The organism is Streptomyces netropsis (assembly GCF_014203545.1).
Classification (GTDB): domain Bacteria; phylum Actinomycetota; class Actinomycetes; order Streptomycetales; family Streptomycetaceae; genus Streptomyces; species Streptomyces netropsis.
Genome location: NZ_JACHJG010000001.1, coordinates 709,047 through 734,104 on the forward strand (window position 1 = coordinate 709,047; position 25,058 = coordinate 734,104).

The 25,058-nt window shown below is 70.8% G+C and carries 23 protein-coding genes and 2 pseudogenes; 8 read left to right on the top strand and 17 right to left on the bottom strand.

What is annotated here, in order from left to right:
• Positions 1–63: 63 nt before the first annotated feature.
• Positions 64–822 carry an excalibur calcium-binding domain-containing protein gene (locus tag FHS38_RS03205; RefSeq protein WP_229821863.1) on the top strand — a complete coding sequence of 253 codons (759 nt, stop codon included), beginning with the start codon at positions 64–66 and terminating at the stop codon, positions 820–822.
• Here the strand turns inward: FHS38_RS03205 and FHS38_RS03210 are convergent.
• From FHS38_RS03210 to FHS38_RS03225, 4 genes are all read right to left on the bottom strand, one after another.
• Positions 771–1,577 carry a phenylacetate--CoA ligase family protein gene (locus tag FHS38_RS03210; RefSeq protein WP_184730387.1) on the bottom strand — a complete coding sequence of 269 codons (807 nt, stop codon included), beginning with the start codon at positions 1,575–1,577 and terminating at the stop codon, positions 771–773. The genes FHS38_RS03205 and FHS38_RS03210 overlap by 52 nt on opposite strands.
• Before the next feature lie 350 nt (positions 1,578–1,927).
• On the bottom strand, positions 1,928–3,964 hold the full coding sequence (locus tag FHS38_RS35960) for a lactate/malate family dehydrogenase (protein ID WP_308433474.1): 2,037 nt from the start codon (positions 3,962–3,964) through the stop codon (positions 1,928–1,930).
• Positions 3,961–5,121, bottom strand: coding sequence for a heavy-metal-associated domain-containing protein (locus FHS38_RS35045; protein ID WP_229821862.1), 1,161 nt, complete (start codon positions 5,119–5,121; stop codon positions 3,961–3,963). The genes FHS38_RS35960 and FHS38_RS35045 overlap by 4 nt, the downstream gene beginning before the upstream one ends.
• A gap of 1 nt (position 5,122) precedes the next feature.
• A complete protein-coding gene (locus FHS38_RS03225) occupies positions 5,123–5,263 on the bottom strand; it encodes a hypothetical protein (protein ID WP_184731200.1) in 141 nt (46 codons plus the stop codon).
• Between the two features lie 22 nt (positions 5,264–5,285).
• Between FHS38_RS03225 and FHS38_RS35965 the strand changes: the two are divergent.
• The 3 genes and pseudogenes from FHS38_RS35965 to FHS38_RS03240 form a co-directional block, all read left to right on the top strand.
• Positions 5,286–5,513: pseudogene (locus tag FHS38_RS35965) on the top strand (tetratricopeptide repeat protein); the annotation flags it as partial.
• Positions 5,514–5,516: 3 nt separating this feature from the next.
• A pseudogene (locus FHS38_RS35970) lies at positions 5,517–5,705 on the top strand (NUDIX hydrolase); the annotation flags it as partial.
• 73 nt (positions 5,706–5,778) lie between these two features.
• Positions 5,779–5,928 (top strand): hypothetical protein, encoded by a 150-nt coding sequence (locus FHS38_RS03240; RefSeq protein WP_184730389.1) that lies wholly within the window; start codon positions 5,779–5,781, stop codon positions 5,926–5,928.
• Between the two features lie 198 nt (positions 5,929–6,126).
• Here FHS38_RS03240 and FHS38_RS03245 read toward each other — a convergent pair whose 3' ends face one another.
• Both FHS38_RS03245 and glnA read right to left on the bottom strand, forming a co-directional pair.
• Positions 6,127–6,714, bottom strand: a complete 588-nt coding sequence (locus FHS38_RS03245) for a hypothetical protein (protein WP_184730390.1) — start codon at positions 6,712–6,714, stop codon at positions 6,127–6,129.
• A 736-nt stretch (positions 6,715–7,450) separates the two neighbouring features.
• Positions 7,451–8,860, bottom strand: a complete 1,410-nt coding sequence (gene glnA, locus FHS38_RS03250) for a type I glutamate--ammonia ligase (protein ID WP_130877418.1) — start codon at positions 8,858–8,860, stop codon at positions 7,451–7,453.
• Positions 8,861–9,081: 221 nt separating this feature from the next.
• Between glnA and FHS38_RS03255 the strand changes: the two genes are divergently transcribed.
• The gene (locus tag FHS38_RS03255; RefSeq protein WP_184730392.1) at positions 9,082–9,549 is read left to right on the top strand and encodes an RDD family protein; all 468 of its coding nucleotides are present in this window, start codon (positions 9,082–9,084) and stop codon (positions 9,547–9,549) included.
• A 104-nt stretch (positions 9,550–9,653) separates the two neighbouring features.
• Here FHS38_RS03255 and FHS38_RS03260 read toward each other — a convergent pair whose 3' ends face one another.
• The 4 genes from FHS38_RS03260 to lipB all read right to left on the bottom strand — a co-directional run bounded on the left by FHS38_RS03260 (position 9,654) and on the right by lipB (position 12,734).
• The gene (locus tag FHS38_RS03260; protein WP_184730394.1) at positions 9,654–10,334 is read right to left on the bottom strand and encodes a DUF4191 domain-containing protein; all 681 of its coding nucleotides are present in this window, start codon (positions 10,332–10,334) and stop codon (positions 9,654–9,656) included.
• A 10-nt stretch (positions 10,335–10,344) separates the two neighbouring features.
• Positions 10,345–10,593 carry an SCO2195 family GlnR-regulated protein gene (locus FHS38_RS03265; protein ID WP_184731201.1) on the bottom strand — a complete coding sequence of 83 codons (249 nt, stop codon included), beginning with the start codon at positions 10,591–10,593 and terminating at the stop codon, positions 10,345–10,347.
• A gap of 230 nt (positions 10,594–10,823) precedes the next feature.
• Positions 10,824–11,780, bottom strand: coding sequence for a lipoyl synthase (gene lipA / locus FHS38_RS03270; protein WP_184730396.1), 957 nt, complete (start codon positions 11,778–11,780; stop codon positions 10,824–10,826).
• Positions 11,781–11,951: 171 nt separating this feature from the next.
• Positions 11,952–12,734, bottom strand: coding sequence for a lipoyl(octanoyl) transferase LipB (lipB, locus tag FHS38_RS03275; protein ID WP_184730398.1), 783 nt, complete (start codon positions 12,732–12,734; stop codon positions 11,952–11,954).
• A 284-nt stretch (positions 12,735–13,018) separates the two neighbouring features.
• Between lipB and FHS38_RS03280 the strand changes: the two genes are divergently transcribed.
• Positions 13,019–14,464 (top strand): NsdA family TPR-like regulatory protein, encoded by a 1,446-nt coding sequence (locus FHS38_RS03280; protein WP_184730400.1) that lies wholly within the window; start codon positions 13,019–13,021, stop codon positions 14,462–14,464.
• Positions 14,465–14,709: 245 nt separating this feature from the next.
• Here FHS38_RS03280 and FHS38_RS03285 read toward each other — a convergent pair whose 3' ends face one another.
• Both FHS38_RS03285 and FHS38_RS03290 read right to left on the bottom strand, forming a co-directional pair.
• Complete coding sequence (locus tag FHS38_RS03285) at positions 14,710–16,029, bottom strand: NAD(P)/FAD-dependent oxidoreductase (protein WP_184730402.1); 1,320 nt, start codon at positions 16,027–16,029, stop codon at positions 14,710–14,712.
• A 270-nt stretch (positions 16,030–16,299) separates the two neighbouring features.
• A complete protein-coding gene (locus FHS38_RS03290) occupies positions 16,300–17,199 on the bottom strand; it encodes a TIGR01777 family oxidoreductase (protein WP_373301746.1) in 900 nt (299 codons plus the stop codon).
• A 69-nt stretch (positions 17,200–17,268) separates the two neighbouring features.
• On the opposite strand from FHS38_RS03290, the gene FHS38_RS03295 reads away from it, so the two are divergent.
• Positions 17,269–17,808, top strand: coding sequence for a GNAT family N-acetyltransferase (locus FHS38_RS03295; protein WP_184730405.1), 540 nt, complete (start codon positions 17,269–17,271; stop codon positions 17,806–17,808).
• Positions 17,809–17,847: 39 nt separating this feature from the next.
• On the opposite strand, the gene FHS38_RS03300 is transcribed toward FHS38_RS03295, so the two are convergent.
• On the bottom strand, positions 17,848–18,366 hold the full coding sequence (locus tag FHS38_RS03300) for a DUF4240 domain-containing protein (protein WP_184731119.1): 519 nt from the start codon (positions 18,364–18,366) through the stop codon (positions 17,848–17,850).
• Between the two features lie 203 nt (positions 18,367–18,569).
• On the opposite strand from FHS38_RS03300, the gene FHS38_RS03305 reads away from it, so the two are divergent.
• Positions 18,570–19,499 (top strand): SDR family oxidoreductase, encoded by a 930-nt coding sequence (locus FHS38_RS03305; RefSeq protein ID WP_184730407.1) that lies wholly within the window; start codon positions 18,570–18,572, stop codon positions 19,497–19,499.
• A gap of 57 nt (positions 19,500–19,556) precedes the next feature.
• On the opposite strand, the gene FHS38_RS03310 is transcribed toward FHS38_RS03305, so the two are convergent.
• The 4 genes from FHS38_RS03310 to lpdA form a co-directional block, all read right to left on the bottom strand.
• A complete protein-coding gene (locus FHS38_RS03310) occupies positions 19,557–20,555 on the bottom strand; it encodes a helix-turn-helix transcriptional regulator (RefSeq protein WP_184730409.1) in 999 nt (332 codons plus the stop codon).
• A gap of 252 nt (positions 20,556–20,807) precedes the next feature.
• Positions 20,808–21,431 carry a GntR family transcriptional regulator gene (locus FHS38_RS03315; RefSeq protein WP_184730411.1) on the bottom strand — a complete coding sequence of 208 codons (624 nt, stop codon included), beginning with the start codon at positions 21,429–21,431 and terminating at the stop codon, positions 20,808–20,810.
• A gap of 205 nt (positions 21,432–21,636) precedes the next feature.
• Positions 21,637–23,436 carry a 2-oxoglutarate dehydrogenase, E2 component, dihydrolipoamide succinyltransferase gene (gene sucB / locus FHS38_RS03320; protein ID WP_184730413.1) on the bottom strand — a complete coding sequence of 600 codons (1,800 nt, stop codon included), beginning with the start codon at positions 23,434–23,436 and terminating at the stop codon, positions 21,637–21,639.
• Positions 23,437–23,484: 48 nt separating this feature from the next.
• Positions 23,485–24,873, bottom strand: coding sequence for a dihydrolipoyl dehydrogenase (gene lpdA, locus FHS38_RS03325; RefSeq protein ID WP_184730415.1), 1,389 nt, complete (start codon positions 24,871–24,873; stop codon positions 23,485–23,487).
• Between the last annotated feature and the right edge of the window lie 185 nt (positions 24,874–25,058).

Sequence of the window (25,058 nt, forward strand, 5' to 3'; positions counted from 1 at the left end):
GCCGCGGGAGTAGCGTGCGGGTCCCGATTCGCAGGGGACCGTGCCGCAGGGGGAGAACCAACCGTGCAACAGCCCTACCCGCATCCGTACGCCGTGCCACCGCCCCGGCCCAGGCCGAAGTGGCAGCACCCCGTGCTGATGGTCGGCCTCCTCATCTTCCTGCCGCCGGTCGGGGTCTTATGGGTGTGGCTCAGCCGTTGGCCACGACGCAAGAAGATCATCGCGACGGTCCTGTCGCTCCTGTGGTTCGCGCTGGTGCTCGCGTCCGACCCACCGGCCGAAGGCAAGAAGGCGGACGCGGCCCCGAAGCGGGTGACGGCGGTGACGAAGCCGAGCGCGAGCCCGACACGGTCGTCCAGGCCCGAGCCTTCGCCTTCTCCCTCCCTTTCCGCCTCCCCTTCTCCGTCCTCCAAGCCGACGCCGACCGGGAGCCCGAAGCCGAAGCCGCTGGTTCTGCCCGAGGACAGGCGCTGGACTTCGTGCGAAGCGGCGTGGAAGGGCGGCGTGCCGCGCGACTCGGGCCTGACGCGTGACGAGCACCGGGGCTACAGGTCGGCACTCGACGCGGACGGCGACGGCCATGCCTGCGGCAGCGACTACCCGGAGGAACCGGAGGCGGAGCCCACGGCAGCCGACGACGGCGGAGGCTCGTCCGGGGGTTCATCCGGAGGTTCGTCGGGCGGCTCGTCCGGTGGCGGCGGCGCCTACTACGGCAGCTGCGCGGCAGCCCGCGCCGCAGGCGCGGCCCCGATCCACCGAGGCCAGCCGGGCTACCGCCCCGGCCTGGACCGCGACGGTGACGGCGTCGCCTGCGACAGATGAGGGCCGACACTGTCGACGGCCTTTTCCGGGCTGCCCTGATGGTCGCGTTCATCGATGACGGGCACGACCCTGCTGGTACGGGGGTTGAGGTGCAGCCGGTCGACGGTCGTCCATTCCACGGCCACGGGGTGGATCAGGCTTCGGGCGATGTGGTCGCGGTAGGGGACGTGACTGGTCTGCAGGCGCTCGTGCAGCGCGCGGGCGCAGTCGGCCGGGTCGGTGACCTGGGCTGCGACGCGTAGGAGGAGTTCGTCCTTGGTGTGATGACGGCGCAGGACGATCTGCATCGGCGGGGGTTCCTGGCCGCCGAGGATCTCGGTGAGGTGGGAGTTCAGAACGGCGAAGGAGATCTTGGCGGTGCCGACGCGGGCGTGGTCGCTGCTGCGGCCGAGCAGACGCAGAAGCCCGCGGTGGGGGTCGGCCCATTGGGCGAGGTCGCCGACGGGGTAGCGGATGACGGGCATGAGCCGCCGCAGGAGGTTGGTGGCCACGATCCGACCGGTGCGGCCGGGCTCGAAGATCGGCCTACCGGTGTCGGGGTCGGCGATCTCGAGGGTGGTGTGGGGGGAGTTGGTCCGGTACAGCCGTGGGTCGTCCTGGTCGGGGACCGGGGTGGCGAGGACGCCCACGTCGGCGGTGACGTAGGCGAACGGGCGCGCCTCGGCATGGGGGTATGCCTCGGTGAGCAGAGCCCGCTGGTCGGCGTAGAGAGCCTCGCCGGCGTACAGGAGCAGCCGCAGGCCCGGAAGGGTCAAGCCGTGTGCGCGCAGGTGGACGGCAAGGCGGACGAGGAAGCTGGGGGTGGCGAAGACGACGCCGGGCGTCTGCTCCTGCAGGATCCGGGCGATGTTGTCCAGGTCGGTGTGTGCGGCAGCCCTAGGCGTTGACCCCCGGCGGCATTCCCTGTGCTGGGCAACGACACGTCAAGGGGAAACGTCACACGGCCCGACGCCCACCACCCGTTGGGGAAGCGGCCGGCGGTCACATCTACGGGGCAATGCCGGGCAAGGAGCGATCCATAACGCCCTGACTGGAGCCTTCCTCGCTACTCCCGGCCCGTCGAACGATGGCGGAAATGCCGTGAAGCACCTCCGCCACCGTCCGGTCAGGTGGCCGGGCCTGCGACCTGGGTGAGCAAGTCGGAGTTCGCCTTCACATCGTGTCCAAGGGACAGGGTGTGCCGGGGGAGCGCGTCGAGGAGTTCGAGCAGGGGCTCTGTGCCGGGGTTGTCGTCCCGGAGGAGGCCGAAGACATCGGGGTAGCGGTCCTCGGTGCCGAAGGTGAAGAAGTCGCCAGACCTCACCCTGCGGTCCTCGTCGAGAAGGGCGGGTTCAGCGCCGGGGGTGATCCGGGGGAAGAGGATGCGAGCAGCGTGTCCTTCGGTGGCCAGGGTCAGGCCGAGCCAGGTCGCGAGCTGGTCGGGGAAGAACTGCGGCTTGAGCTCCTTGCCGGATGCCTTCCACAGGGGTGTGCGGCTGCCGGAGTGGAGGGCGTCGGTGACCTTCCGGTGCTGGGTGGGATGGAGCTGTTCGCCGCGCTGGACGCGTTCGCGGACCTGGTCGTACCACCCGAGGGCGTCGAGGAGGCCGAGGCCGATGGCGGCGGCCGAGGGCCAGGGCAGGACTCGCAGCCGGTCTCCGTCGGGGCGGACGAAGACGCGGTCGTTGGCCAGCAGCTTCCAGCCGACCCGTGCCAGCAGGAGGGCGGTGGTGGTCTTCCCGGCGCCCTTGTCGCCCAGGGTCAGCACGGTGTGCCCGTCGCGGACGACGGCGGAGGCGTGCAGGATCGACCAGCCGTCGGCCAGCAGCCGGCCGCGGACGACCTCGCGGGCGAGGCGGGCGGCGGCCAGGGCGACGGGGACGTCCTCACAGCCGTAGACGTGCAGGGGGCCGCCGGGCTCGGCCCGGTAGGCGAGCTTGTCCTCGGGCTGCGAGGCAAGGACGGTGCCGTCGCCGTCCCGGGCGAGGAGCATGGCCGAGTTGGCGTAGACGGTCTCGTCGTCGGAGTCGTCGGTCACGCGCTGGGCGATCTCGGTGACCTTGCCCGGGTTGACGTCGGCGATCACTTGCGGGCCGTCGTCGGTGGTGGTGCCGGTGGCGTTCCACCAGGGGCCGAAGTAGCGAAGGGCCCATTCGGTGACCACCGTGCTGTTGCTGGTGACGGTTGCGGCCTGGGTGGCCGTGGCGATGCGGGTAGCGGTCCTGGTCACTGCGGTTTTCTCCTTCCGTGAGGGACATGCGACGACGTACAGGCGGGCCAGTGGTTGGTAGGCGTTGCGGAGCTTGGCGTCCGCGGCGGCCAGTTGCCGGGCCTCGGCGGCATCCAGGCTGGGGAGGCACACGGTTGGCCTTCCGACGTTGAAGCGCAACGGGATTCCCCTCCACCGGCCCTCGTGGTTGACGGACAGCTCCACCACGCGGTCGTCCAGGCCCAGGCCGGCGCGGAGGGCGGCGACCACGGCGCCGGCGGGCCCGCAGCGGGTGCGGCCGAGTCCCGCATTGATGCGGGCTGGGCGGGCGGACAGCTCCTCGCGGACGCGCCACACCGGCACGGGGACGGGCAGACCGCCCGCGCGGGTGGCCGAGGCACAGATCACCGACTGGTCGCCGTGCTCGCCGATCACGTGCCCCTCCACCGCCTCGACAGGCACCCCGAGGAGGTGGGCGAGGGCGATCCGGTAGCGGGCGGTGTCGGTGTTCGAGCCGACCCCGTAGACCCGGGGACAGCCGGAGACCTCGGCGAACAGGCGGGCCATCACGTCGACCGGGTTGGTCACCATGACCACCAGCCCCTGGTAGTGGGCCAGGCTCCGGGCCAGGTCGGCGATCACCGGGGCGTTCGCGTTCAGCCCGGCCATCCGCACATCCGAGCGGGCGGTGTTGGTGAAGTCGGCCCTGGGGCAGACCACGATCGCCTCGCAGGAGACGAGCTGCCCGGCATCCGCGGCGTGAACCGCCCGGACGGGGGAGGCGACCACCTGGCACATGTCCTCCAGATCGGTCACCAGCGCCTGAGCCGATACGCCCGTGCGGGAGACGATCCGTACGGACTCGCACCAACCGGCAGCCGTCAGCAGCATGGCCACACTCTGGCCGACGGCTCCGGCACCGATGACGCCGATGGCACCAGCTGTCGCCGTCACCGGTCCGCCGCCTTCGCCGCATCGGTCAGGGTCAGCCGCCACACCGCCCGCGGGTCCGTACCGGCGATGAGGTGGGCGGTGGTGCGGTCGAGCAAGGTGACCACTGCCTTCGCCTGACGGGAGATCTTGCCGCCGTGTTCGGGCAGGGGCAGATCGGGCGGGCAGGTCAGGTAGGTGCTGAGGATGTTGGTGGTATCCATCAGCCACAGCACCACCAGGTGCTTGATCCATGCGGCCCGTTCGTCGGGGCCCAGGTCGGCCGTCATCGCGTCGGCGAACACCCCGATACCGGCGATCGTCGCGTCGGCCGCTGCCCGGTCCGGCGGGGAGGCGATCAGGTTCAGCACGATCCGGGAGACCAGCTTCGCCATGTCAGTCTGGGCTGGGCCGTGGGCCAGCCCGGGGTCAAGGAAGACCGGCCGCCCCTCGGGGCCGTCGGGGAAGACTGCGTGGTCGGGCTTCAGGTCGCCGTAGACCACCGGCTGCCGCCCTGCCGCTGGGGTGACCCGAAGCCGCCGCAGTCGGCCGACCACGGTGGCCAGCACCTCGCCCGCGTCCCCGGCTTTGCGCAGGTAGGTCGGGCCGCTGATGCCGTTGAACTTGCGGTGGAAGGTGGAGCGGATGCCGCGTTCGGTGATCGCCACCTCGTCGACCGCACGGGCAACGGCGGATCGCTGGAGGCCCGCCAGCTCGACGAGGACGCGGGTCATCAGCTCGCCCGTGCGGTGTGGTTCCTTGGCCAGCAGGTCGGCCAGTGTCGGCCCCGCCACCGGCTCGGTGAACAGCACTCCGCCTTGGTGCCCGGCCACCGGGCAGGCCAGCACTCCGGCCTCGTCGCGCAGGATGGCCAGGGCTTTCGCTTCCCGTTCCAGCAGCGTCCCCGGTGACCCCCGGTAGGCGACCTGGGCGGCCCGGACCGTGTCCCAGTCCCCGGCCGTGCCTCGCAGCACCGACACCAGGGACAGCCCCAGCAGCGAGACCTTCGCGAACAGGGGCCGGCCGTCCACCGTCAGGCGGCGGACGTAGGTCGTCACGCTCGGCGTGTGCTGGCCCAGTTGTACCTCGGCGCCCGGCCACACCTCTGCTGCTGCCCTCTTGATCTGCTGGTCCGCGTAGACGAAGACGTCCGCGGCAGATAGTGCGGCGTTCGATGCCATGTCACTGGCCCCCTGGTGTGGAGGGCACCTCGCCGTCCGGCACGGACAGCGAGGCGGGGGCATGCCCGGGGCGGTTTCGATCGGTGTGGACGACGGCGGCCAGGCCGCCGACGGCGGCGATCGTGCCGAGGGCCCAGGCCAAGCCGAGGATCACCCCCGGCCAGTCGTCGCGGACCTTGACCGACCTCGCCGATCACATTGGCACTGAGCAGCAGCATCGCGACGCCCTCACCCGGTGGGACCCGGTGAAGTACAAGCGAGTTCACATGCTCAGTTACGCCGACCTTGGCGACAGCCTCGCCGCCCAAGCCCGTGCCGACGAGGCGGTAGCTGCCTGGACCCGTGCCCTCAACCTCATGGACGGCATGACCTCAGATCGCACCCGCAAGGCGAGCTTCCTTACCGTCGTCTTCGCCGCCCACGAATGGGCTGGCGAGCCCGAGAACCGTGAGCCGCAGAAGCATGCGCAGGTCTGCTGGATCGATATCGATGCCATCCCTGAAACCTTCGTGGCTACAACCGCGACTGCTCTTCACCGCTACCTTGCCAAGGGGGCTGACGTCTCTCTTGACGGGTGGGGCTGACCGATTTCGAGCGAGCTGCCCTGATTGGATCCCACTGTCGCAGGGTGGTCGTAGCCTCAAATCCGTTGTGCTCATGAACGAAGCGGATGGAATATCTACCGAGGTGCAGCGCATGTTTGAGGAGGCGCGAGCCGTGATGACTGATGAGGTCATCGAGGAGATGCCGCTTTCCAGGGTCGGTACCGATTCCACAGCCGTGGCCGCTCTTTCAGCCCTAACATGAGACCAGTAACTATGGGGCTGCATGGATGTCTGTCACGGCTACCGTCGCGAGGCGGTGCGTGGGGCGTGGACACGGGGCGGGTGCTGTTTCGTGGGGAACTAGTGGCCTTCTGGACGCGGTGACGGATGCGGTGGTTGGGGTACTCGTAAGTCGGCGGCGCCCGGAGTTCGCTGATCCAAATGAACCCCCGACCCTTCGTTACATCTGACGCCACGGCGCATGCCACCCATGTTCGCGGCATAGCTCATCGAAGGGCTCGTCTACCCCCTGAAGTAGGGGGTGTTCGTAGATGTCATTGATCCTCATTCCGAGGAAATGTTTCCGATTGATCCCGGTGTTTGGGTAACCCAAGTCCCGGCGTGCGGCAATAACAAAATCTGCATAGAGTCGCATAAGGATTGCAGGCGGCGGGTCTGCGTAGGCCGCCTGCATGAAATTGTGGAATGCCTTGACGGCGTCGTCCGAGCCGAAAATGCTAACCCAATTCGAGAACTCTGAGATCCTCTCCCGGAGTTCTTGTTCCTCTGGATGGTGGCGGTCCAAGATGTCCCTGAACAGATTGATCATCGGGCGGTAGGTTTCGTATTTCTTCTCCGCGATTCTGCTCTCCAGGTCACGAATGTGCTGGGCATCGATTTCTGCACGCTTCGCTCCCCTCGCGGAGCGGGCTGCAATGACGGCAGCCACGATTGAAGCCAGTCCAGACACCATGGCCAGTGCCAAGGGAAGCTTCCATGCTCCGCTGCCTCCGGTTGCTGCCGCCTCCAGTGCTGCTCCGTACTCCACTATGGATGCACCCTCCCCCGTGGTGTGTTCGTACGTTGCTCAATCGTCCTGCAGGTGAAGTGCTCTTGCGCGATTATCCGCATATTCGACTGCTCCTCCACCGGGCCGCTGGCGGCGACCAGCCCTCCTGCCGGTTATGGTGCCTCTTCTGGCGCACGGTGCGGCGGGGCTGTTTAGTGAGGCAGCTGACTGAGTCATTCACGTCCCGCCGGGCCCCCCGCGGGTATGCGTTGGCGATCGGCGATCAGTGTTGCCTGTGAGAGTTCGATGGAAGCCGACCTGGCCGTCACGTGCGTCAGGGGCGCTATCACGATCCGTACATCAACGGACAGGCCTTTGCCGAGGGTGAATGCCTACGGTGGCTACGCCAAACCTACCGTCCCTCCGAGGATGGATTTTGATCTGCCCGGCCGCTGGTTGTGCTGGGAGGGCAGACTCCCAGCACCCGACTTGGATCTCCATCGCATGGCGAGACCAGGATGGCTGGCGGCCGCTCTGGGGCCGAAGCGCCCTCTGCCTGGCGCTCAAGGGCAGCCAAACCAAAGCACTTGAGCCCCGTTACCACCCGTTGGGGAAGCGGCCGGCGGGTCACATGTGCTGGTTGAGGGAATGACTGGCAGGCAAAAAGGTTGAGCCCCGTCACCACCCAAGGGCAGTGACGGGGCTCAACCAGCGTTCCGTGACCGGGTCAGAGGCCCCTCACAGGGCCTCCTCCCAGGTCACCGGACCACGCGGTTTAGATGTCGAAGTACAGCTCGAACTCGTGCGGGTGCGGCCGCAGCTGCATCGGCGCGATTTCGTTCGTGCGCTTGTAGTCGATCCAGGTCTCGATCAGGTCGGACGTGAAGACGCCGCCCGCCTGGAGGTACTCGTTGTCGGCCTCGAGGGCCTCGAGGACCGCCGGGAGGGAGGTCGGGACCTGGGGGACGCTCGCGTGCTCGTCGGGGGCGAGCTCGTAGAGGTCCTTGTCGATCGGCTCGGCCGGCTCGATCTTGTTCTTGACGCCGTCGAGGCCCGCGAGGAGGAGGGCCGAGAAGGCGAGGTACGGGTTCGAGGACGGGTCCGGGGCGCGGAACTCGACGCGCTTGGCCTTCGGGTTCGAGCCCGTGATCGGGATGCGCATGGCGGCCGAGCGGTTGCGCTGGGAGTAGACCATGTTGACCGGGGCCTCGAAGCCGGGGACCAGGCGGTGGTAGGAGTTCACCGTCGGGTTGGTGAAGGCCAGCAGCGACGGGGCGTGCTTGAGGATGCCGCCGATGTAGTAGCGGGCGGTGTCGGAGAGGCCCGCGTAGCCCTGCTCGTCGTAGAAGAGCGGCTCGCCGCCGGTCCACAGCGACTGGTGGACGTGCATGCCCGAGCCGTTGTCGCCGAAGATCGGCTTCGGCATGAAGGTCGCGGTCTTGCCGTTGCGCCAGGCGACGTTCTTCACGATGTACTTGAAGAGCATCAGGTCGTCGGCCGCGGCGAGCAGCGTGTTGAACTTGTAGTTGATCTCCGCCTGGCCGGCCGTGCCGACCTCGTGGTGCTGGCGCTCGACCTGCAGGCCGGCCGCGTCCAGCTCGAGGGAGATCTCGGCGCGCAGGTCGGCGAAGTGGTCGACCGGCGGGGCCGGGAAGTAGCCGCCCTTGTAGCGGACCTTGTAGCCGCGGTTGTTCTCCACCGCACCGGTGTTCCAGGCGCCGGCCTCGGAGTCGATGTGGTAGAAGGACTGGTTCGCGCTGGTCTCGAAGCGCACGTTGTCGAACACGTAGAACTCGGCCTCGGGGCCGAAGTACGCGGTGTCGGCGATGCCGGTGGAGGCGAGGTACGCCTCGGCCTTCTTCGCCACGTTCCGCGGGTCACGGCTGTACTGCTCGCCGGTGATCGGGTCGTGGATGAAGAAGTTGATGTTGAGCGTCTTGTCCTTGCGGAACGGGTCGAGGCGGGCGGTCGACAGGTCCGCGCGAAGCGCCATGTCGGACTCGTGGATGGCCTGGAAACCGCGGATCGACGAGCCGTCGAACGCCAGCTCCTCGGCCGGGTCGAACGCCTTCGCCGGGATCGTGAAGTGCTGCATCACGCCGGGCAGGTCGCAGAAGCGGACGTCGACGAACTTGACATCCTCGTCCGCGATGAACTTCTTGGCGTCGTCGCCGTTCTGGAACATCCAACTCCTCCTAGCCCGGCCGAGAGCGGTCGGGGGTTGCTTCGGTGGCGCAGTCCATGTGCGGGTGACGCGCTGGGGCCGACCCTAGAGAGACGGGATTTCCCAAGCATGACCCATTTGTTTCGCCGAGGTTAACCGGAGTGAGGCACTCTCACTGCGGGGACAGGCTGACGGCCGACCCGGGCCGAAAGGAACGTATGCGGTCGCAGTACCGTGGACGGGTGGACAACAGGCAAGCAATCGGCTCGTGGCTCTCGGGTCCCCGCGCCGCCGCGGAGGAAATGGGCGTCGAATTCGGCTACCGGGGCGAAGGCCTCGGGCTGCCGGAGAAGGGATCCGGGTCCGTCGCCCCGCTCGGGCGGCGTTTCGGGGCCCTCTTCATCGACTGGGCACTGTGCATGCTCATCGCCTACGCGTTCCTCGCGGACGGCGAACCCCAGCGGGCGGGCAACTGGGCTCTGCTCATCTTCTTCCTGCTCAGCCTCCTTACCGTCGGGACGGTCGGCTGCACTCCCGGCAAGCGCCTGCTGGGCCTGCGGGTCGTCGGAGAGGACGGCGGGCGGCTCAGCCTGCCCCGGGTGCTGCTGCGCAGCGCCCTCATTGCCATCGTAGTCCCGGCGGTCATCTGGGACCGCGACACGCGGGGGCTGCACGACCGGCTCGCCCGTGCCGTCCAGGTGCGGATCTGAACGAGCGGACGCCACGCAACGAGCGGACGCCACGCAAAGGGGCGGGGCGGGAACCTTTCGGTTCCCGCCCCGCCCCTTGCACGTGAAGACGTGTGTAAAGGCCCTCAGCGGCCCTTCGGCATCCGCATGCCCTTGGGCATCGGACCCTTCGGGATGGGCATGTTGCTCATGAGGTCGCCCAGCGCCCGGAGGCGGTCGTTGACGACCGTCACCTGCGCGCCCGGCAGCACCCGCGGCAGCTTGAGCAGCGTGGTGCGCAGCTTCTTGAGCGGCACCTGGCCCTCGCCGTCGCCCACGACCACGTCGTGCACCGGCGTGTCCGCGACGATGCGCGCCATGCGCTTCTTCTCGGCCGCCAGCAGGGTCTTGACCCGGTTCGGGTTGCCTTCGCCGACGAGCACGATGCCCGCCTTGCCGACGGCCCGGTGGACGACGTCCTGGCTGCGGTTCATCGCCACCGCCGGAGTCGTCGACCAACCACGGCCGATGTTCTCCAGCACTGCCGCCGCCGCTCCCGGCTGGCCCTCCATCTGCCCGAAGGCAGCACGCTCGGCCCGTCGTCCGAAGACGATCGCCATCGCGAGGAAGGCAAGCAGGAAGCCCAGGATGCCGAGGTAGATCGGGTGATCGATCAAGAAGCCGATGGCGAGGAGTACACCGAAGGTGACAATTCCCACAGCCGCGACGACAAGACCGACCTTCGAGTCGACCTTCTTGGTCATCTTGTAGGTAAGGGCGATCTGCTTCAGTCGCCCGGGGTTCTCGGATGTTTCCTTCCTCGCCATGTAGCGAAGTTTACGTGGCCTGCGGACCCGGGGCGGCCACGGCCTCCAGTACGTGCTGTGCCTCGCGTCGGTCCTTGGCCCGGCGGCGGTCCTCGAGGACCGCGGTCCAGGCGTTCCTGCGGGCGGTGCGCTGGCCCCCGCGCAGCAGCAGCCCTTCCAGGGCGCGCAGGGCGCCGGTGACGGACGGAGGCCGTACGGAGAGCGTGGTGGGAAGGGCGGAAGGCGGTGCGGAAACGGCGCGTACGGTCGCGGCCTGCATTGGCGAAGTCCCCTCGAGAGCGGAAGTGAGGAATGAGGCGCGGGGGGCTGAGTACTGCTGTGTGTGCTTCTATCGTTACCGAACGGTGTTACCAATGGATGACCTGTTGGTCAAACACCTATGAAACGTTGACGCGGCCCGCACCGCCCCGCGCTCTTGCGGGGGGTGCGGGCCGCGTTGTACGGCATGCCGGGCGGCGGCCGGAGGCCTGCGTGGGCCGGTCAGAGGCCTTACGCCGACGCCACGGTCTCGCGCCGCTCGATGGCCTGCTGGAAGAGCCGGCCGGCGCGGTAGGAGGAGCGGACCAGCGGCCCGGACATCACACCGGAGTAGCCGATCGCGTCGGCCTCGTCCTTCAGCTCCACGAACTCCTGCGGCTTCACCCAGCGCTCGACGGGGTGGTGCCGGGGCGAGGGGCGCAGGTACTGGGTGATGGTGATCAGCTCGCAGCCCGCCTCGTGCAGATCGCGCAGCGCCTCGCTGACCTCCTCACGGGTCTCGCCCATGCCCAGGATCAGGTTGGACTTGGTCACCAGGCCCGCCTCACGGGCCTTGGTGATGACCTCCAGCGAACGCTCGTAGCGGAAGCCGGGGCGGATGCGCTTGAAGATCCGGGGCACGGTCTCCACGTTGTGGGCGAGCACCTCGGGGCGCGCGGAGAAGACCTCGGCCAGCTGCTCGGGCACCGCGTTGAAGTCGGGGATCAGCAGCTCGACCTTGGTGTGGCCGCCCTCGCGCCCCGCCGTCATGGCGTGGATCTGGCGCACGGTCTCCGCGTACAGCCAGGCGCCGCCGTCCTCGAGGTCGTCGCGCGCGACGCCGGTGATGGTGGCGTAGTTCAGGTCCATGGTGACGACGGACTCGCCCACGCGGCGCGGCTCGTCGAGGTCCAGCGCCTGCGGCTTGCCCGTGTCGATCTGGCAGAAGTCACAGCGCCGGGTGCACTGGTCACCGCCGATGAGGAAGGTGGCCTCGCGGTCCTCCCAGCATTCGTAGATGTTCGGACAGCCGGCCTCCTGGCACACGGTGTGCAGGCCCTCGCTCTTCACGAGGTTCTGCATCTTGGTGTACTCGGGGCCCATCTTCGCCCGGGTCTTGATCCACTCGGGCTTGCGCTCGATGGGGGTCTGGCTGTTCCGGACCTCCAGGCGCAGCATCTTGCGTCCGTCGGGTGCGACAGCGGACACGTCCGGCTCCCTACGACTTCGATTCTTCGGCGGACACCAGGGTACGCCCGTTAATTGTGCGTCTTTACGTGCAGACCAACCTGGGGAGACCGGGGGCCATTCCCCGGACTGATCCCAGCGGGTCCTCGGCCGGCCGTCAGACCGGTCGTCCAGCGGCCCCCGAGTCCGTCGTCACACCGCCCGTGGCAGGGGTTCCGCCGACTCCAGGATCTCCCGCAGGTGCTTCTCCACGACCGGCAGGACCTCGGCGACCGGCACGCGCCGGCCCAACTCGTTGGAGAGCGAGGTCACGCCCGCGTCGCGGATGCCGCAGGGCACGATCCGGTCGAACCAGGTGTTGTCGGGGTCACAGTTCAGCGAGAAGCCGTGCATCGTCACGCCCTTGGCGATGCGGATGCCGATCGCGGCGAGCTTGCGGTCCTCACGGCGCTGGCCGGCGTTGGACGGAGCGTACTCCGGGCCGTTCAGCCGGGCGTCGAACTCCTCGTCCGTCAGTCGCGGGTCGAAGTCCAGGCTGAGGCCGCCGAGAGCCGGGCGGTCGGCCACGGGGTCGCCCAGCACCCACACCCCGCTGCGGCCCTCGATCCGGGTGGTCTCCAGACCGAAGTCGGCACAGGCGCGGATCAGTGCCTCCTCCAGGCGCCGCACGTGCGCGATGACGTCCACCGGGCGCGGCAGCTTCAGGATGGGGTAGCCGACGAGCTGTCCCGGGCCGTGCCAAGTGATTTTTCCGCCACGATCGACATCGATCACGGGGGTGCCATCCAGGGGGCGCTCGCTGTCCTCCGTGCGCCGTCCCGCGGTGTAGACCGCCGGGTGCTCCAGCAGCAGGCAGGTGTCCGGGAGCTCGTCCGCGAAGCGGGCCGCGTGCACCCGTCGCTGCTCCTGCCAGGCCTCCTGGTACTCGACGGCGTCCGTTCCGAAGCCCAGGTGGACAAAGCGCAGCTCACTCACGGCAGCTCCTCTTCGAACCATTTCGAACCTTGCGTGGTCTGTCTCGGTGTTCCCGCGCCGTTTCCCGCGCCCCTGCAACTGTACGGCGGGGCTCCGACAACCCTGCGGGCGGCCGACTCCGGGAGCGGTCGGGGCACCACCAAGATCGACCCGGACGGCCCTCCGGGCGTATTTGATCTGTCCTCACACGATCGGATGAATGCGGGGCGAAGGCGGCGATCGGGGCGGCGGACGACGCTAAATTCACGCCGTTCCAGAGGGCGATCAGGGAGACCGGCAGGCTGATGACGGAACGACCCCCACAGCGCATCCCCAACCGTCAGCTCGCCGCGCTCATCGCGGAGGCCGGCTTCTCCAACGCGGGGCTCGCTCGTCGTGTCGATCAGTTAGGGCTGGAGCACGGCCTTGACCTGCGATACGACAAGACGTCCGTCACCCGGTGGCTGCGCGGACAGCAGCCACGCGGTACGACCCCGGCGCTGATCGCCGAGGTCTTCACCCGACGGCTCGGGCGGCGGCTGTCCGCACAGGATCTCGGGCTCGACGCGTGTGCGCCGGTGTACGCCGGTCTCGAATTCGCCGCGTCCCCCGAAGAGGCCATTGACATCGTCAGCGGGCTCTGGCGCAAGGACTCCGGGAGCCATACCGAGCTCCGGAAGATCGCGTTCACCCCGGCCGGGCTGGTGGTGCCCAGCCGCGACTGGCTGATCGGGCGGGCCGACGAGCGCGTGGCGCGCGGCGGTCCGCCGCCCGCGGCGGACACCGCCCGGGTGCCCCTCCAGGCGCGGGGCGCCCCGTCCCGCCAGCGGAGCGCCGAGCGGGGGCCGGGCGGCCGGGTCTCGATGGGCGACATCGCGGCCCTGCGGTCGGTGGGCGAGCTGTTCCGCACCCTCGACCACGCCTATGGCGGCGGCCACGCCCGGCAGGCCCTGGTGCGCTATCTGGAGCACGAGGCCGAGCCGATGCTCCGGGGCACCTACGGGGAGGCCATCGGCCGCCGGCTGTTCGCGGCGGCCGCGGACCTCACCCGGCTCGCGGGATGGACGTCGTACGACATCGCGGCCCACGGGCTGGCGCAGCGGTACTTCGTCCAGGCGCTGCGGCTGGCCCAGGCGGCGGGCGACCGGGCCTACGGGAGCTATGTGCTGGTCACCATGAGCCGGCAGGCCGTGTACCTGGGGCACGGGCGCGAGGCGGTGCAGCTCGCGCGGGTGGCGCAGCAGGGCGTGGGCTCCGGCGCGCCGCCCGTCGTCCAGTCGCTGCTGCACGCCGTGGAGGCGCGCGGGCACGGTGTGCTCGGCGAGGTGCGGGCGTGCTCGGCGTCGCTCGCGCGGGCCGAGCGGGCGCTGGAGACGTCCCGGCCGGGCGACGACGTGCCGTACTGGGCGCGCTTCTTCGACGAGGCGCAGCTGGCGGACGAATTCGCCCACTGCCACCGCGATCTCCAGCAGTACCGCGCGGCGGCGCAGCACGCGGAGCGCTCGCTCCAGCTGCGCAGCGCGTCCTACGCCCGCAGCAGGCTCTTCTGCAAGGTGGTGCTGGCCTCGGCCCGGCTGGGGCTCGGGGAGCTGGAGCAGGCGTGCGCGCTCGGCGTGGAGGCGGCCCAGCAGGGCGCCGAGATGCGCTCGGTCCGCGCGCTGGAGTACATCCGCGACTTCGAGCGGCGCCTGGAGCCGTACCGCGACGCGGCGCCGGCGAGGGCGTACCGGGAGAAGGTGGCGGCTCTCTGAGCCTCCCTCCGGGCCGTGGTGGGTGCACCTCCGCTGCGCGGTGGTGTCCTCAATCGCCGGACGGGCTGGATTTGGCTGGGCTCAGCCGAAACCAAGCCTGTCCGGCGCTTGAGGACGCGCCCGCAGGGCGCTCGCCGCCGCAGGCGGCACGGCGGACCCGTAGCCGGAGATCCGTCGGCCAGGCGAGAGGCGCTCGCCGCCGCAGGCGGCACGACGAGCCCCTGCCGGAGATCCGTCGGCCAGGCCTACGCCACCTGCAAGGTATGCGCGTCGAAGTCCGAACGGATGCCGAAGTCGCGGAGGACCGCGTGGGCGGCGCGGCGGCCGGAGTGCAGCGCGCCCTGGACGGTGCTGGTGTCGCGGTGGTCGCCGCAGACGTACAGGCCGTCCAGGATCCGCACCGGGCGGCGTACGTCGTGGGGCGCGGGCATGGCCGGGACCGCGTCGGGGTCGTGGTGGGCGGCGAGGAGCCGCCAGCCCGCGGTGGACGTGCCGTAGACGCGGGCGAGTTGGGCGCGGGCCGCACGGTCCAGCTCGGCGGTGGGCAGCCCGGCGGCCGCGCCGAGCACCGTCGAGGTGATCAGCGGCCGGCCGTCGGGTGCCCGTGAGGGGTCCACCTCGCTGGCGACCGTGGTGTGCGCGACCGGGCCGCGGCCGGTGGTGAGGACGAGCGACGCGTCGCGCAGCGGCGGTTCGTCGGCCGTGTGGTGCAGCACCGTCACGGGGTGGAAGTCGGGCAGCCGCAGGCCCGGGATGAGTTCGGCGGCGGCGCGGGCCCCGGTGGCCACGATCACCGAGCGGCAGCCGATCTCGCCGTGCCCGGCCGTGCTGACGGAGGTGGTGCAGGCGGCCTTGGCGTGGATGCCCGTCCGGACCGTGCCGGGCGGCAGCGCCGCCGCCAGCAGCGCCGGGACGGTGTCCGCGCCGCCGGCCGGCAGACACAGGCGGCCCCGCGCGTAGCCACGCAGCACGAGGTCGGCGCAGCGGCTGGAGGTGGTCAGGTCCGGGTCGCACAGCAGGGACGTCAGCAGGGGGCGCAGGAAGCCCTCGACCGTACGGGCCGGCAGGCCGCGGGTGGTGAGGGTGTCGGCGGTGGGCCGGTCGGGCCGGGCCAGCATCCGGTTGGTGGACAAGGTGGCGAGGCGGGCCAGCGCCGCGCCGAGCCGGGCCTGGTCGAGGCCTCCGCCGCGCGGCGCCCGGGCGGCCGTGGCGAAGGCCCGCGCGGTGGTGAACGCGCGGCGGGCGCCACGGGGTTCACCGGTGCGCTGGATGCGGCCCCCGGAGTGGACGAGCACACCGGGGGTGAAGGGGCGCAGGGCGAGCGCGCCGAGCCCGGGTGCCAGCAGTTCGGGGAAGGAGGTATTGAGCAACTGGCCCGTGCGGTCGAGCCGGAAGCCGTCGACCGTATCGGTCGTCATCCGGCCGCCCACGTAAGGAGCGGCCTCCAGGACCGTGACTGTTACCCCGGCGCTGGTGAGCTGATGAGCCGCAGAGAGACCGGCGAGGCCGGCTCCCACGATGACGACGTCAGCGTGCTGTGCGGTGTCGCGTGCGCTGCTGAGCACGTGCCCTCCCGGGGTCGGTCCGCTCACTCGGGGGCCTGATGCCCTCAACGGGCGGCGGGGAAGCGCGAGTTTGCCTCGACCGTAGAGAGAAATTCGGTCAATAACAGTCGCGCACAAACAGGGCACGGTCGCACAGCGGTCGCACGGTGCACAGTCCGCTGCCCGGACCCCTGGCTGAGGCCCCTCCAAGGACCCGAAGCGCGCCCGGCTCACACCGGTGGCCCGCGCCGGTGTTCCGCCAGGTACGGGCCCCGTGGAGCGGCCCGGGTGTCAGCGCGGAGCCGTCAGCGCCGCCCGTAGCGCCCCCTCGATGTCCGGGAAGGCGAAGTCGAAGCCGGAGTCCAACAGCCGCCGGGGCAGCACCCGCTGACTGGCCAGGACATCCGTGGACATCTCGCCCAGCGCCAGCTTGAGCGCGGGGGTGGGCACGGGGAACGGGGTCGGGCGGCGCAGGACGCGGCCCATGGCGGCCGTCACCTCGCGGTTGGTGACGGGGTTCGGCGCGGTGAGATTGACGGGCCCCGACAACCCCGCGGTGTCCAGAAGGTGGCGCAGCGCGGCGATGTGGTCCCGCAGGGCGATGAAGCTCCAGTACTGGCGGCCGCTCCCCAGCCGTCCCCCGAGGCCCAGCTTGAAGAGCGGGAAGAGCCGGCCCCACGCGCCGCCGCCCCGGGCCACGACCAGCCCGGTGCGGGCGAACACGGTCCGTACACCCGCCTCCACGGCCGGGCCGGCCGCCGCCTCCCACTCCCGGCAGAGGTCCGCGAGGAAGCCGTGGCCGGGAGCCGCGGCCTCGTCGACGGCCCGGTCCCCGGTGTCCCCGTAGATGCCGACCGCGCTGCCGCTGATCAGCACGCGCGGCGGGGTGGGGAGGACGGCGAGGGCCTCGGCGATCGTGGCGGTGCCCAGCACCCGGCTGTCGTGGAGCTCCCGCTTGTAGGCAGCGGTCCAGCGGTGGTCCCCGATGCCCGCGCCCGCCAGGTGCACCACGGCCTCGCACCCGGCGAGGCCGCCGGTGTCGACCCGGCCGCCCTTCGGGTCCCAGGTGACCTCGCCCTCCCGCCGTGGCGGTCGTCGTACGAGCCGCACCACGTGGTGGCCGTCGGCCTCCAGGGAGCGTACGAGCGCCGTGCCGATGAGCCCGGTCGAGCCGGTGATCGCGATCCGCATGACGCCCATCCTGCACGGAATTCCGGGCAGGGGGTGGGTACCCGGCCGGGTGCGTGGCACAGTGACCGCATGCCCGAGCCGGTCATCCGCCCCGCCACCCACGCCGATGACGAGGTGCTCGCCGAGCTGGACCGGCGCGCCTGGTCGCCGCTGCACGCGGTGAAGCCACGGCCGCGGGCGCCGTACGAGCCGTTCTTCGACGCCCGGCACCCACCCGAGCACCTCCTCGTCGCGGAAGCGGCGGAAACGGAAGAGGGAGCGGCGGGCGAGGGCGGCCGGGCGGCCGCCACCGGCCCGCGGCTCGTCGGCTACATCCGGCTCGCCCCTGCCACCCGGCTGGTCTGCAACGCCCATGTCCGCCAGATCCAGGGGCTGGTCGTGGACGACCGCTTCCGGGGGCGGGGGGTCGCGCGCGCGATGCTGCGGGCGGCGTGCGCGGAGGCGCGGCGGCAGGGGGCGCTCCGCGTCACGCTGCGGGTGCTCGGGCACAACGCGCCCGCCCGCGCGCTCTACGCCTCGGAGGGCTTCGCCGTGGAGGGCGTGCTGCCGGGCGAGTTCCTGCTGGACGGGGCGTATGTGGACGACGTCCTGATGGGCCGCACGCTGTGACCCGCCCCGGCCGGCCGGGGCGGCCCGGGCGCGGCGGTCTCAGGCCCTGAACCGGTCCCACAGCCTGGGGAACCGTTCCTCCAGAACCGTCTCGTCCTCCAGGTCGAACGGCGAACCCATCGGCTCGGCCGGGGGGCCCGGCAGCCCCAGGTCCGGGGTCTGCGCCCCCGTCAGCTGCTCGTACGCCTCGTCCGCCGCGTAACCCAGGTCCTCCGCGTCGCCGTCCACCTCTTCGTCGAACTCGTCGAGGAGCTCCGCGAGGTTGTCCGGATCGTGCACCGCGCCCTCGAAGACCTCGCGGCCCTGCCCGATGAGCCAGCAGCGGAAATAGTCGAACGCGTCATCGCTCGCACCGTTCAGCAGCACGGCGGCCGCGCCCCACAGATCCCAGAGGTACGCACGGTTGTAGCGCGCCTCGAAGTGCCGGGCGAAGTCCACCACGCGGTCGGGGTCGAGCTGCACCAGCCGCTCGACCAGCAGGTCGGCCTGATCCTCGGCGTCACCGCCGGCGGCCTCGCGCGTGCTGTCGACCAGCTCCCAGAACTCCGTCTCGTCCATCACGCCACCAGCATCGGGCCTGGCACCGGGCGGCGCACGCGGAGCGGAGCGGATGCGGCCGTGTCGTTACGTCCGGCTCGTAGGAGCTCGGCCGTGGCACGGGGGACACAGGAGGAAACGCCGGGAAATCAGGACGGAAGGTGTCGGGTTTCGCTGGCAGGGTCGTCCTGACGGAGAACGGCGGAACGAGAGGACTGAGGGACGTGCAGCCACAGGGTGGGCAGGCCGGAGGACTGGCGGGCAGGATCGCGCTCGTCGCGGGCGCGACGCGGGGAGCGGGCCGCGCGATGGCCGTGGAGCTGGGCAGGGCGGGCGCCACCGTCTACGTGACGGGCCGCAGCACGCGCGCCCGGCGCAGCGAGGTGGACCGGCCCGAGACCATCGAGGACACCGCCGAGCTGGTGACGGCAGCGGGCGGCACCGGCATCGCCGTACCCACCGACCACCTGGAGCGCGAGCAGGTGAAGGCGCTCGTCGAGCGGATCGACGAGGAACAGGGCCGGCTCGATGTGCTGGTCAACGACGTCTGGGGCGGCGATCACCTGATCGAGTTCGACACCAAGGTGTGGGACGCGGACCTGGACAAGGGGCTGCGGATGCTGCGGCTCTCCGTCGAGACGCATGCCGTCACCAGCCACTACGCGCTGCCCCTGCTGATCCGCCGGCCCGGGGGACTGGTGATCGAGGTGACCGACGGGACGGCAGAGTTCAACAAGACCTACCGCGGCAACCTCTTCTACGACCTTGCCAAGAACGCCCCGATCCGGATGGCGTACGGCCTCGCGCAGGAGCTGAAGGAGCACGGGGGCACGGCCGTCTCGGTCACTCCGGGCTTCCTGCGCTCGGAGCAGATGCTCGAACACTTCGGGGTCACCGAGGCCACCTGGCGGGACGCGATCGAGAAGAGCCCGCACTTCGCCATCGCGGAGTCCCCGGTGCTCATCGGCCGGGCGGTCGCCGCGCTCGCCGCGGACCCGGACAAGGCCCGCTGGAACGGTTCCTCCCTCTCCAGCGGCGAGCTGGCCAAGGTCTACGACGTCGACGACGCGGACGGTTCTCGTCCGGACTGTTTCGCGTACTTCAAGGACGTCGTCTTCGGGGGGAAGGAGGCGAGCGCGGAGGAGTACCGGTAAAGGGCACCCCGGCCCCGCCCCTTCCCGAAACCGGGGCTCTGCCCCGGGCCCCGGGCCTCAGGCGCCGGACGGGCCGGTGCGTCCCTGCCGTCCGGCATACAGCTGTGCGCCCCTCGCCGCCGCCTCCGCGAACCGCTCGCGCAGGTCCGGCGGCCCCAGCACCTCCGCCTCCGGGCCGAGGGCGAGCAGCTGCTCGTACGCGACGTCGAGGCTCTCGACGGGCAGGGTGACGGTGACCCGCCCCTGCCCGTCCGGGGCGGCCGCCCCGGTGAGCGCCTCCCGCGCGGCCGTACGGTCCATCACGTACGGCAGCCGACGGGCACCGTCGGGGGTGAGGCGCAGCTCCACCCGCTCGCGCAGCAGCGACCGCGTGAACTGCGCCGCCCGCTCGTCCCAGAAGGCGGGCAGGTCGAAGTCGTCCGCGCGGAGGAAGCGCCGCTCGTCGGCGGCGACCGCTGTGAAGCGGTCCACCCGGTAGACGCGGTGGTCGCCGTCCGTCCGGGCCGCCAGATACCAGACGCCCGCCTTCAGGACGAGCCCGTACGGCTCCAGCTCCCGCTCCACCTCGGTGTCCGACCGGCGGTAGCGGGCCGTGATCCACCGGTCGTCCCACACGGCGTCCGCGATCGCGGGCAGCAGCCCGGGGGGTTCGGCGGGCTGCCACCAGCCGGGGGCGTCGAGGTGGAAACGCTGTGCCGCGCTCGTGGGGGCGTCGCTCAGCTCGGGCAGCAGGGCCGCCGAGACCTTGAGGCGGGCGGCCGAGGCGGCGTCCGCCAGGCCCATCTCGCGCAGCGCGGACGGCACCCCGGACAGGAACAGTGCTTCGGCTTCCGTGCGCCCGAGGCCGGTGAGACTGGTGCGGTAGCCGCCGATGAGGCGGTAGCCACCGCTCCGGCCGCGGTCGGCGTAGACCGGGACACCGGCCTCCGACAGCGCCGACACGTCCCGCGCGACCGTGCGCTCCGAGACCTCCAACCGCCGCGCCAGCTCGGCACCCGTCATCGAGGGCCGGGACTGGAGCAGCAACACCATCTTGATCAGCCGGGCCGCTCGCATGAGGACATCATGGCGGGCCGTACTGACAGTGAGGACAGGACCCGTGCGCCGGCCAGGGCAACGGATGACGTACGGGTTCCTGTCCTCACCCTTGAGCTGCGCCGTGTCACAGGACAGGGCGGCATGGCGCAGCTCAGTTCAGGGGTGGGGTGTTACGTCCCGCGGAGACGATACGCCTCTGATCGATGATCGATCAATGCGGGATGCAGGAAAGTTTCGGCCGGGGACGGCGACAGGCCGGAAAACGCCCGCTCAGACCCGGGGCGCGCAGTTCAGGACGTGGGTCCGCAGCAGCTCGCCGATCCGGGGATCGCGCCGCCGGAACGCCGCCACGATCTCCGCGTGGTCCTCCGCGTGCGCGCGCGGCTCCGGGCTCAGCCAGCGGATCGAGAGCGTGGTCCACACCTCGATGCCCAGCGACTCCCAGGTGTGCAGCAGGACGGAGTTCCCCGCGGCCTTGACGATCTCGCGGTGGAAGGCCACCGTGTGCCGCACCTGCGCCTCGCCGTCGCCGGCCCGGTCCGCCTCGTACAGCGCGGCCACCTCCGGCTCCAGGGCCGAGACGTCCTCGGCCAGGACGGGGGCGGCCAGCTCGGCGGCCACCTGCTCCAGGCCCGCCCGCACCGGATAGCTCTCCCGCAGGTCGGCGGCGGTCAGATCGCGGACCCGGACACCCTTGTTGGGCGCCGACTCGATCAGTCGCAGCGACTCCAGCTCGCGCAGCGCCTCGCGCACCGGCGTCTGGCTCACCAGCAGCTCCGCCGCGATCCGGCGCTCCACGATCCGCTCACCCGGCTGCCAGCGTCCGCTGACGATCCCTTCGAGGATGTGCTCGCGGATCTGGTCGCGCAGCGAATGGACGACGGGTGGGGCCATGGGTGACGTGCTCCTCGGGCGGGCGAGCGGTGGCTCGTAGCCCCATTATCGCGGCAGTACGGCAGGTGGTGGGCATGTGGGGCATGCAGGGCATGCGAGGCACAGTGGGCGCGGTGTGCACGGCGGGCACGGAGAAGGGCGCGGCCCCGGCTCGTACGGATACGAAGACCGGGGCCGCGCCCTCAAGGCAGACGCCTCACGAGACTCAGAGGCCGATCTCGGCCTCGAACTCGGCAGCCTCCAGGAGCTGCTTGACCGTGGTCAGGTAGCGGGCGGCGTCGGCGCCGTCCACCAGACGGTGGTCGTAGGAGAGCGCCAGGTACGTCATGTCGCGGATCGCGATGGTCTCGCCGAGCTCCGGGTGGGTGATGACCACCGGGCGCTTGACGGTCGCACCGATACCCAGGATGCCGACCTGGTTCGGGGGCACGATGACGGTGTCGAACAGCGCACCGCGCGAGCCGGTGTTGCTGATCGTGAAGGTCGCGCCCGACATGTCGTCCGGGCTGATCTTGTTGGTGCGGACCTTGCCGGCCAGCTCCGCCGTCTTCCGGGCGATGCCCGCGATGTTGAGGTCGCCGGCGCCCTTGATGACCGGGGTCATCAGGCCCTTCTCGGCGTCCACCGCGATGCCGATGTTCTCGACGTCGTGGTAGGTGATCGTGCCCTCGTCGTCGTTGATCCGGGCGTTGACGACCGGGTGGGCCTTCAGCGCCTGGACGGCGGCCTTGACGAAGAACGGCATCGGGGACAGCTTGACGCCCTCACGGGCGGCGAAGGCGTCCTTGGCCTTGTTGCGCATGCGCATGATCTTGGTGATGTCCACCTCGACCACGGAGGTCAGCTGAGCCTGACCGTGCAGCGCCTTCATCATGTTCTCGCCGATGACCTTGCGCATGCGGGTCATCTTGACCGTCTGACCGCGCAGCGGCGACGCCTCGACGGCGGCGGCCTTCGGCGCGGCGGCGGGAGCCGCGGCGGCCGGGGCAGCAGCGGCGGCCTTCACGGCCTCGGCGGCGGCGATGACGTCCTGCTTGCGGATGCGGCCACCGACGCCGGTGCCCTGGACCGTCGCCAGGTTGACACCGTTCTCGGCGGCGAGCTTGCGCACCAGCGGCGTGACGTACGCGCCGTCGGCCTCGGCACCGGAGACCGGGGCGGCCGGAGCAGCCGGGGCGACCGGGGCAGCCGGAGCGGCCGGCGCCGGGGCGGCGACGGGCGCGGCGGCCTGGACCGGAGCCGGGGCGGCAGCGGCGGGGGCGGCCTGGACCGGGGCGGGCGCCGGGGCGGCCGGAGCCGGGGTGGGCTCGGGCTGCGCGACCGGGGCCGGAGCCTCGACCGGAGCGGCCGGGGCCGGGGCGGCAGCGGCGGCCGGAGCGGCACCGGCGACACCGATGACGGCGAGCTTGGCGCCGACCTCGGCGGTCTCGTCCTCACCGACGACGATCTCGAGCAGGGTGCCCGCGACCGGGGCCGGGATCTCGGTGTCGACCTTGTCGGTGGAGACCTCGAGCAGCGGCTCGTCGACGTCGACGCTGTCGCCGACCTCCTTGAGCCAGCGGGTGACGGTGCCCTCGGTGACGGACTCGCCCAGCGCGGGGAGCACGACCGGGGTGCCCTCGGCGGCACCGGCGGCAGGAGCGGCCGGAGCCTCCTCGGCGGGCGCGGCCGGGGCCGGGACCTCGGCGACGGGCGCCGGGGTGGGCTCGGGCTGGGCGGCCGGGGCCTCGGCGGCGGCCGGGGCCGGAGCCTCGGCCGGGGCGCCGGAGCCGTCGTCGATGACGGCCAGCTCGGCGCCGACCTCGACCGTCTCGTCCTCGGCGACCTTGATGGAGGCCAGGATGCCGGACGCGGGGGCCGGGATCTCGGTGTCGACCTTGTCGGTGGAGACCTCGAGCAGCGGCTCGTCGACCTCCACTCGCTCACCCTCGGCCTTGAGCCAACGGGTGACGGTGCCCTCGGACACGCTCTCGCCGAGCGCCGGCAGGGTTACGGAAACCGCCATGGTTGCGGTTGCTCCTTACGAATAGTGCGGATGGTCTAGCGCCCGGACTTAGTCGTGCGAGTGCAGCGGCTTGCCGGCCAGGGCCAGGTGGGCCTCGCCAAGGGCCTCGTTCTGCGTCGGGTGCGCGTGGATGAGCTGCGCGACCTCGGCCGGCAGCGCCTCCCAGTTGTAGACCAGCTGGGCTTCGCCGACCTGCTCACCCATACGGTCGCCGACCATGTGGACGCCGACGACGGCACCGTCCTTGACCTGGACGAGCTTGATCTCGCCCGCGGTCTTGAGGATCTTGCTCTTGCCGTTGCCCGCGAGGTTGTACTTCAGGGCGACGACCTTGTCCGCGCCGTAGATCTCCTTGGCCTTGGCCTCGGTGATGCCCACGGAGGCGACCTCGGGGTGGCAGTACGTCACCCGGGGCACGCCGTCGTAGTCGATCGGCACGGTCTTGAGACCAGCCAGTCGCTCCGCTACCAGCATGCCCTCGGCGAAGCCGACGTGCGCGAGCTGGAGGGTCGGGACGAGGTCACCGACGGCCGAGACGGTCGGCACGTTGGTCTGCATGTACTCGTCGACCAGGACGTAGCCGCGGTCCATCGCGACGCCCTGCTCCTCGTAGCCCAGGCCCTGCGAGACCGGGCCGCGGCCGATGGCGACGAGCAGGACCTCGGCCTCGAACTCCTTGCCGTTGGCCAGGGTGACCTTGACGCCGTCGGCGGTGTACTCGGCCTTCTCGAAGAAGGCGCCGAGCGAGAAGTTGATGCCGCGCTTGCGGAAGGCGCGCTCGAGCAGCTTGGAGCTGTTCTCGTCCTCGACCGGGACGAGGTGCTTGAGGCCCTCGACGACGGTGACGTCGGTGCCGAAGGACTTCCACGCGGAGGCGAACTCGACGCCGATGACGCCGCCGCCCAGGATGATCGCGGACTTCGGCACGCGGTCCAGGGTGAGCGCGTGGTCCGAGGAGATGATGCGGTTGCCGTCGATCTCCAGGCCCGGCAGCGACTTCGGCACGGAGCCGGTCGCCAGCAGGACGTGGCGGCCCTGGATGCGCTGGCCGTTCACGTCGACGGAGGTCGGGGACGACAGACGGCCCTCGCCCTCGATGTAGGTCACCTTGCGGGAGGCGACCAGGCCCTGCAGGCCCTTGTACAGGCCGGCGATCACGTCGTCCTTGTACTTGTGGACGCCCGCGATGTCGATGCCCTCGAAGGTGGCCTTGACACCGAACTGCGCGGCTTCACGAGCCTGGTCCGCGATCTCACCGGCGTGCAGCAGCGCCTTGGTGGGGATGCAGCCGTTGTGCAGGCAGGTGCCGCCAAGCTTGTTCTTCTCGATCAGGGCGACGTCCAGACCCAGCTGCGCTCCGCGCAGGGCAGCGGCGTAACCGCCGCTACCGCCTCCGAGGATCACTAGGTCGAAAACGGTGCTGGCGTCGTTCGCCACGTCACGTCCTCCATGCATGGAATACGCCGGAGCCGGTCGTCGATGACCGGGCGGCGGCTGTTGTTCGGCCGCTTTTGCTTCGGCCCTGGGTCAATGGGGCCCTGTCCTGCCGAGACAACATCTTCGCACTTGTTGACGGACGGCGGGACGCCGGGCCGGGCTGTGGGGCGACGGATGCGTCACCT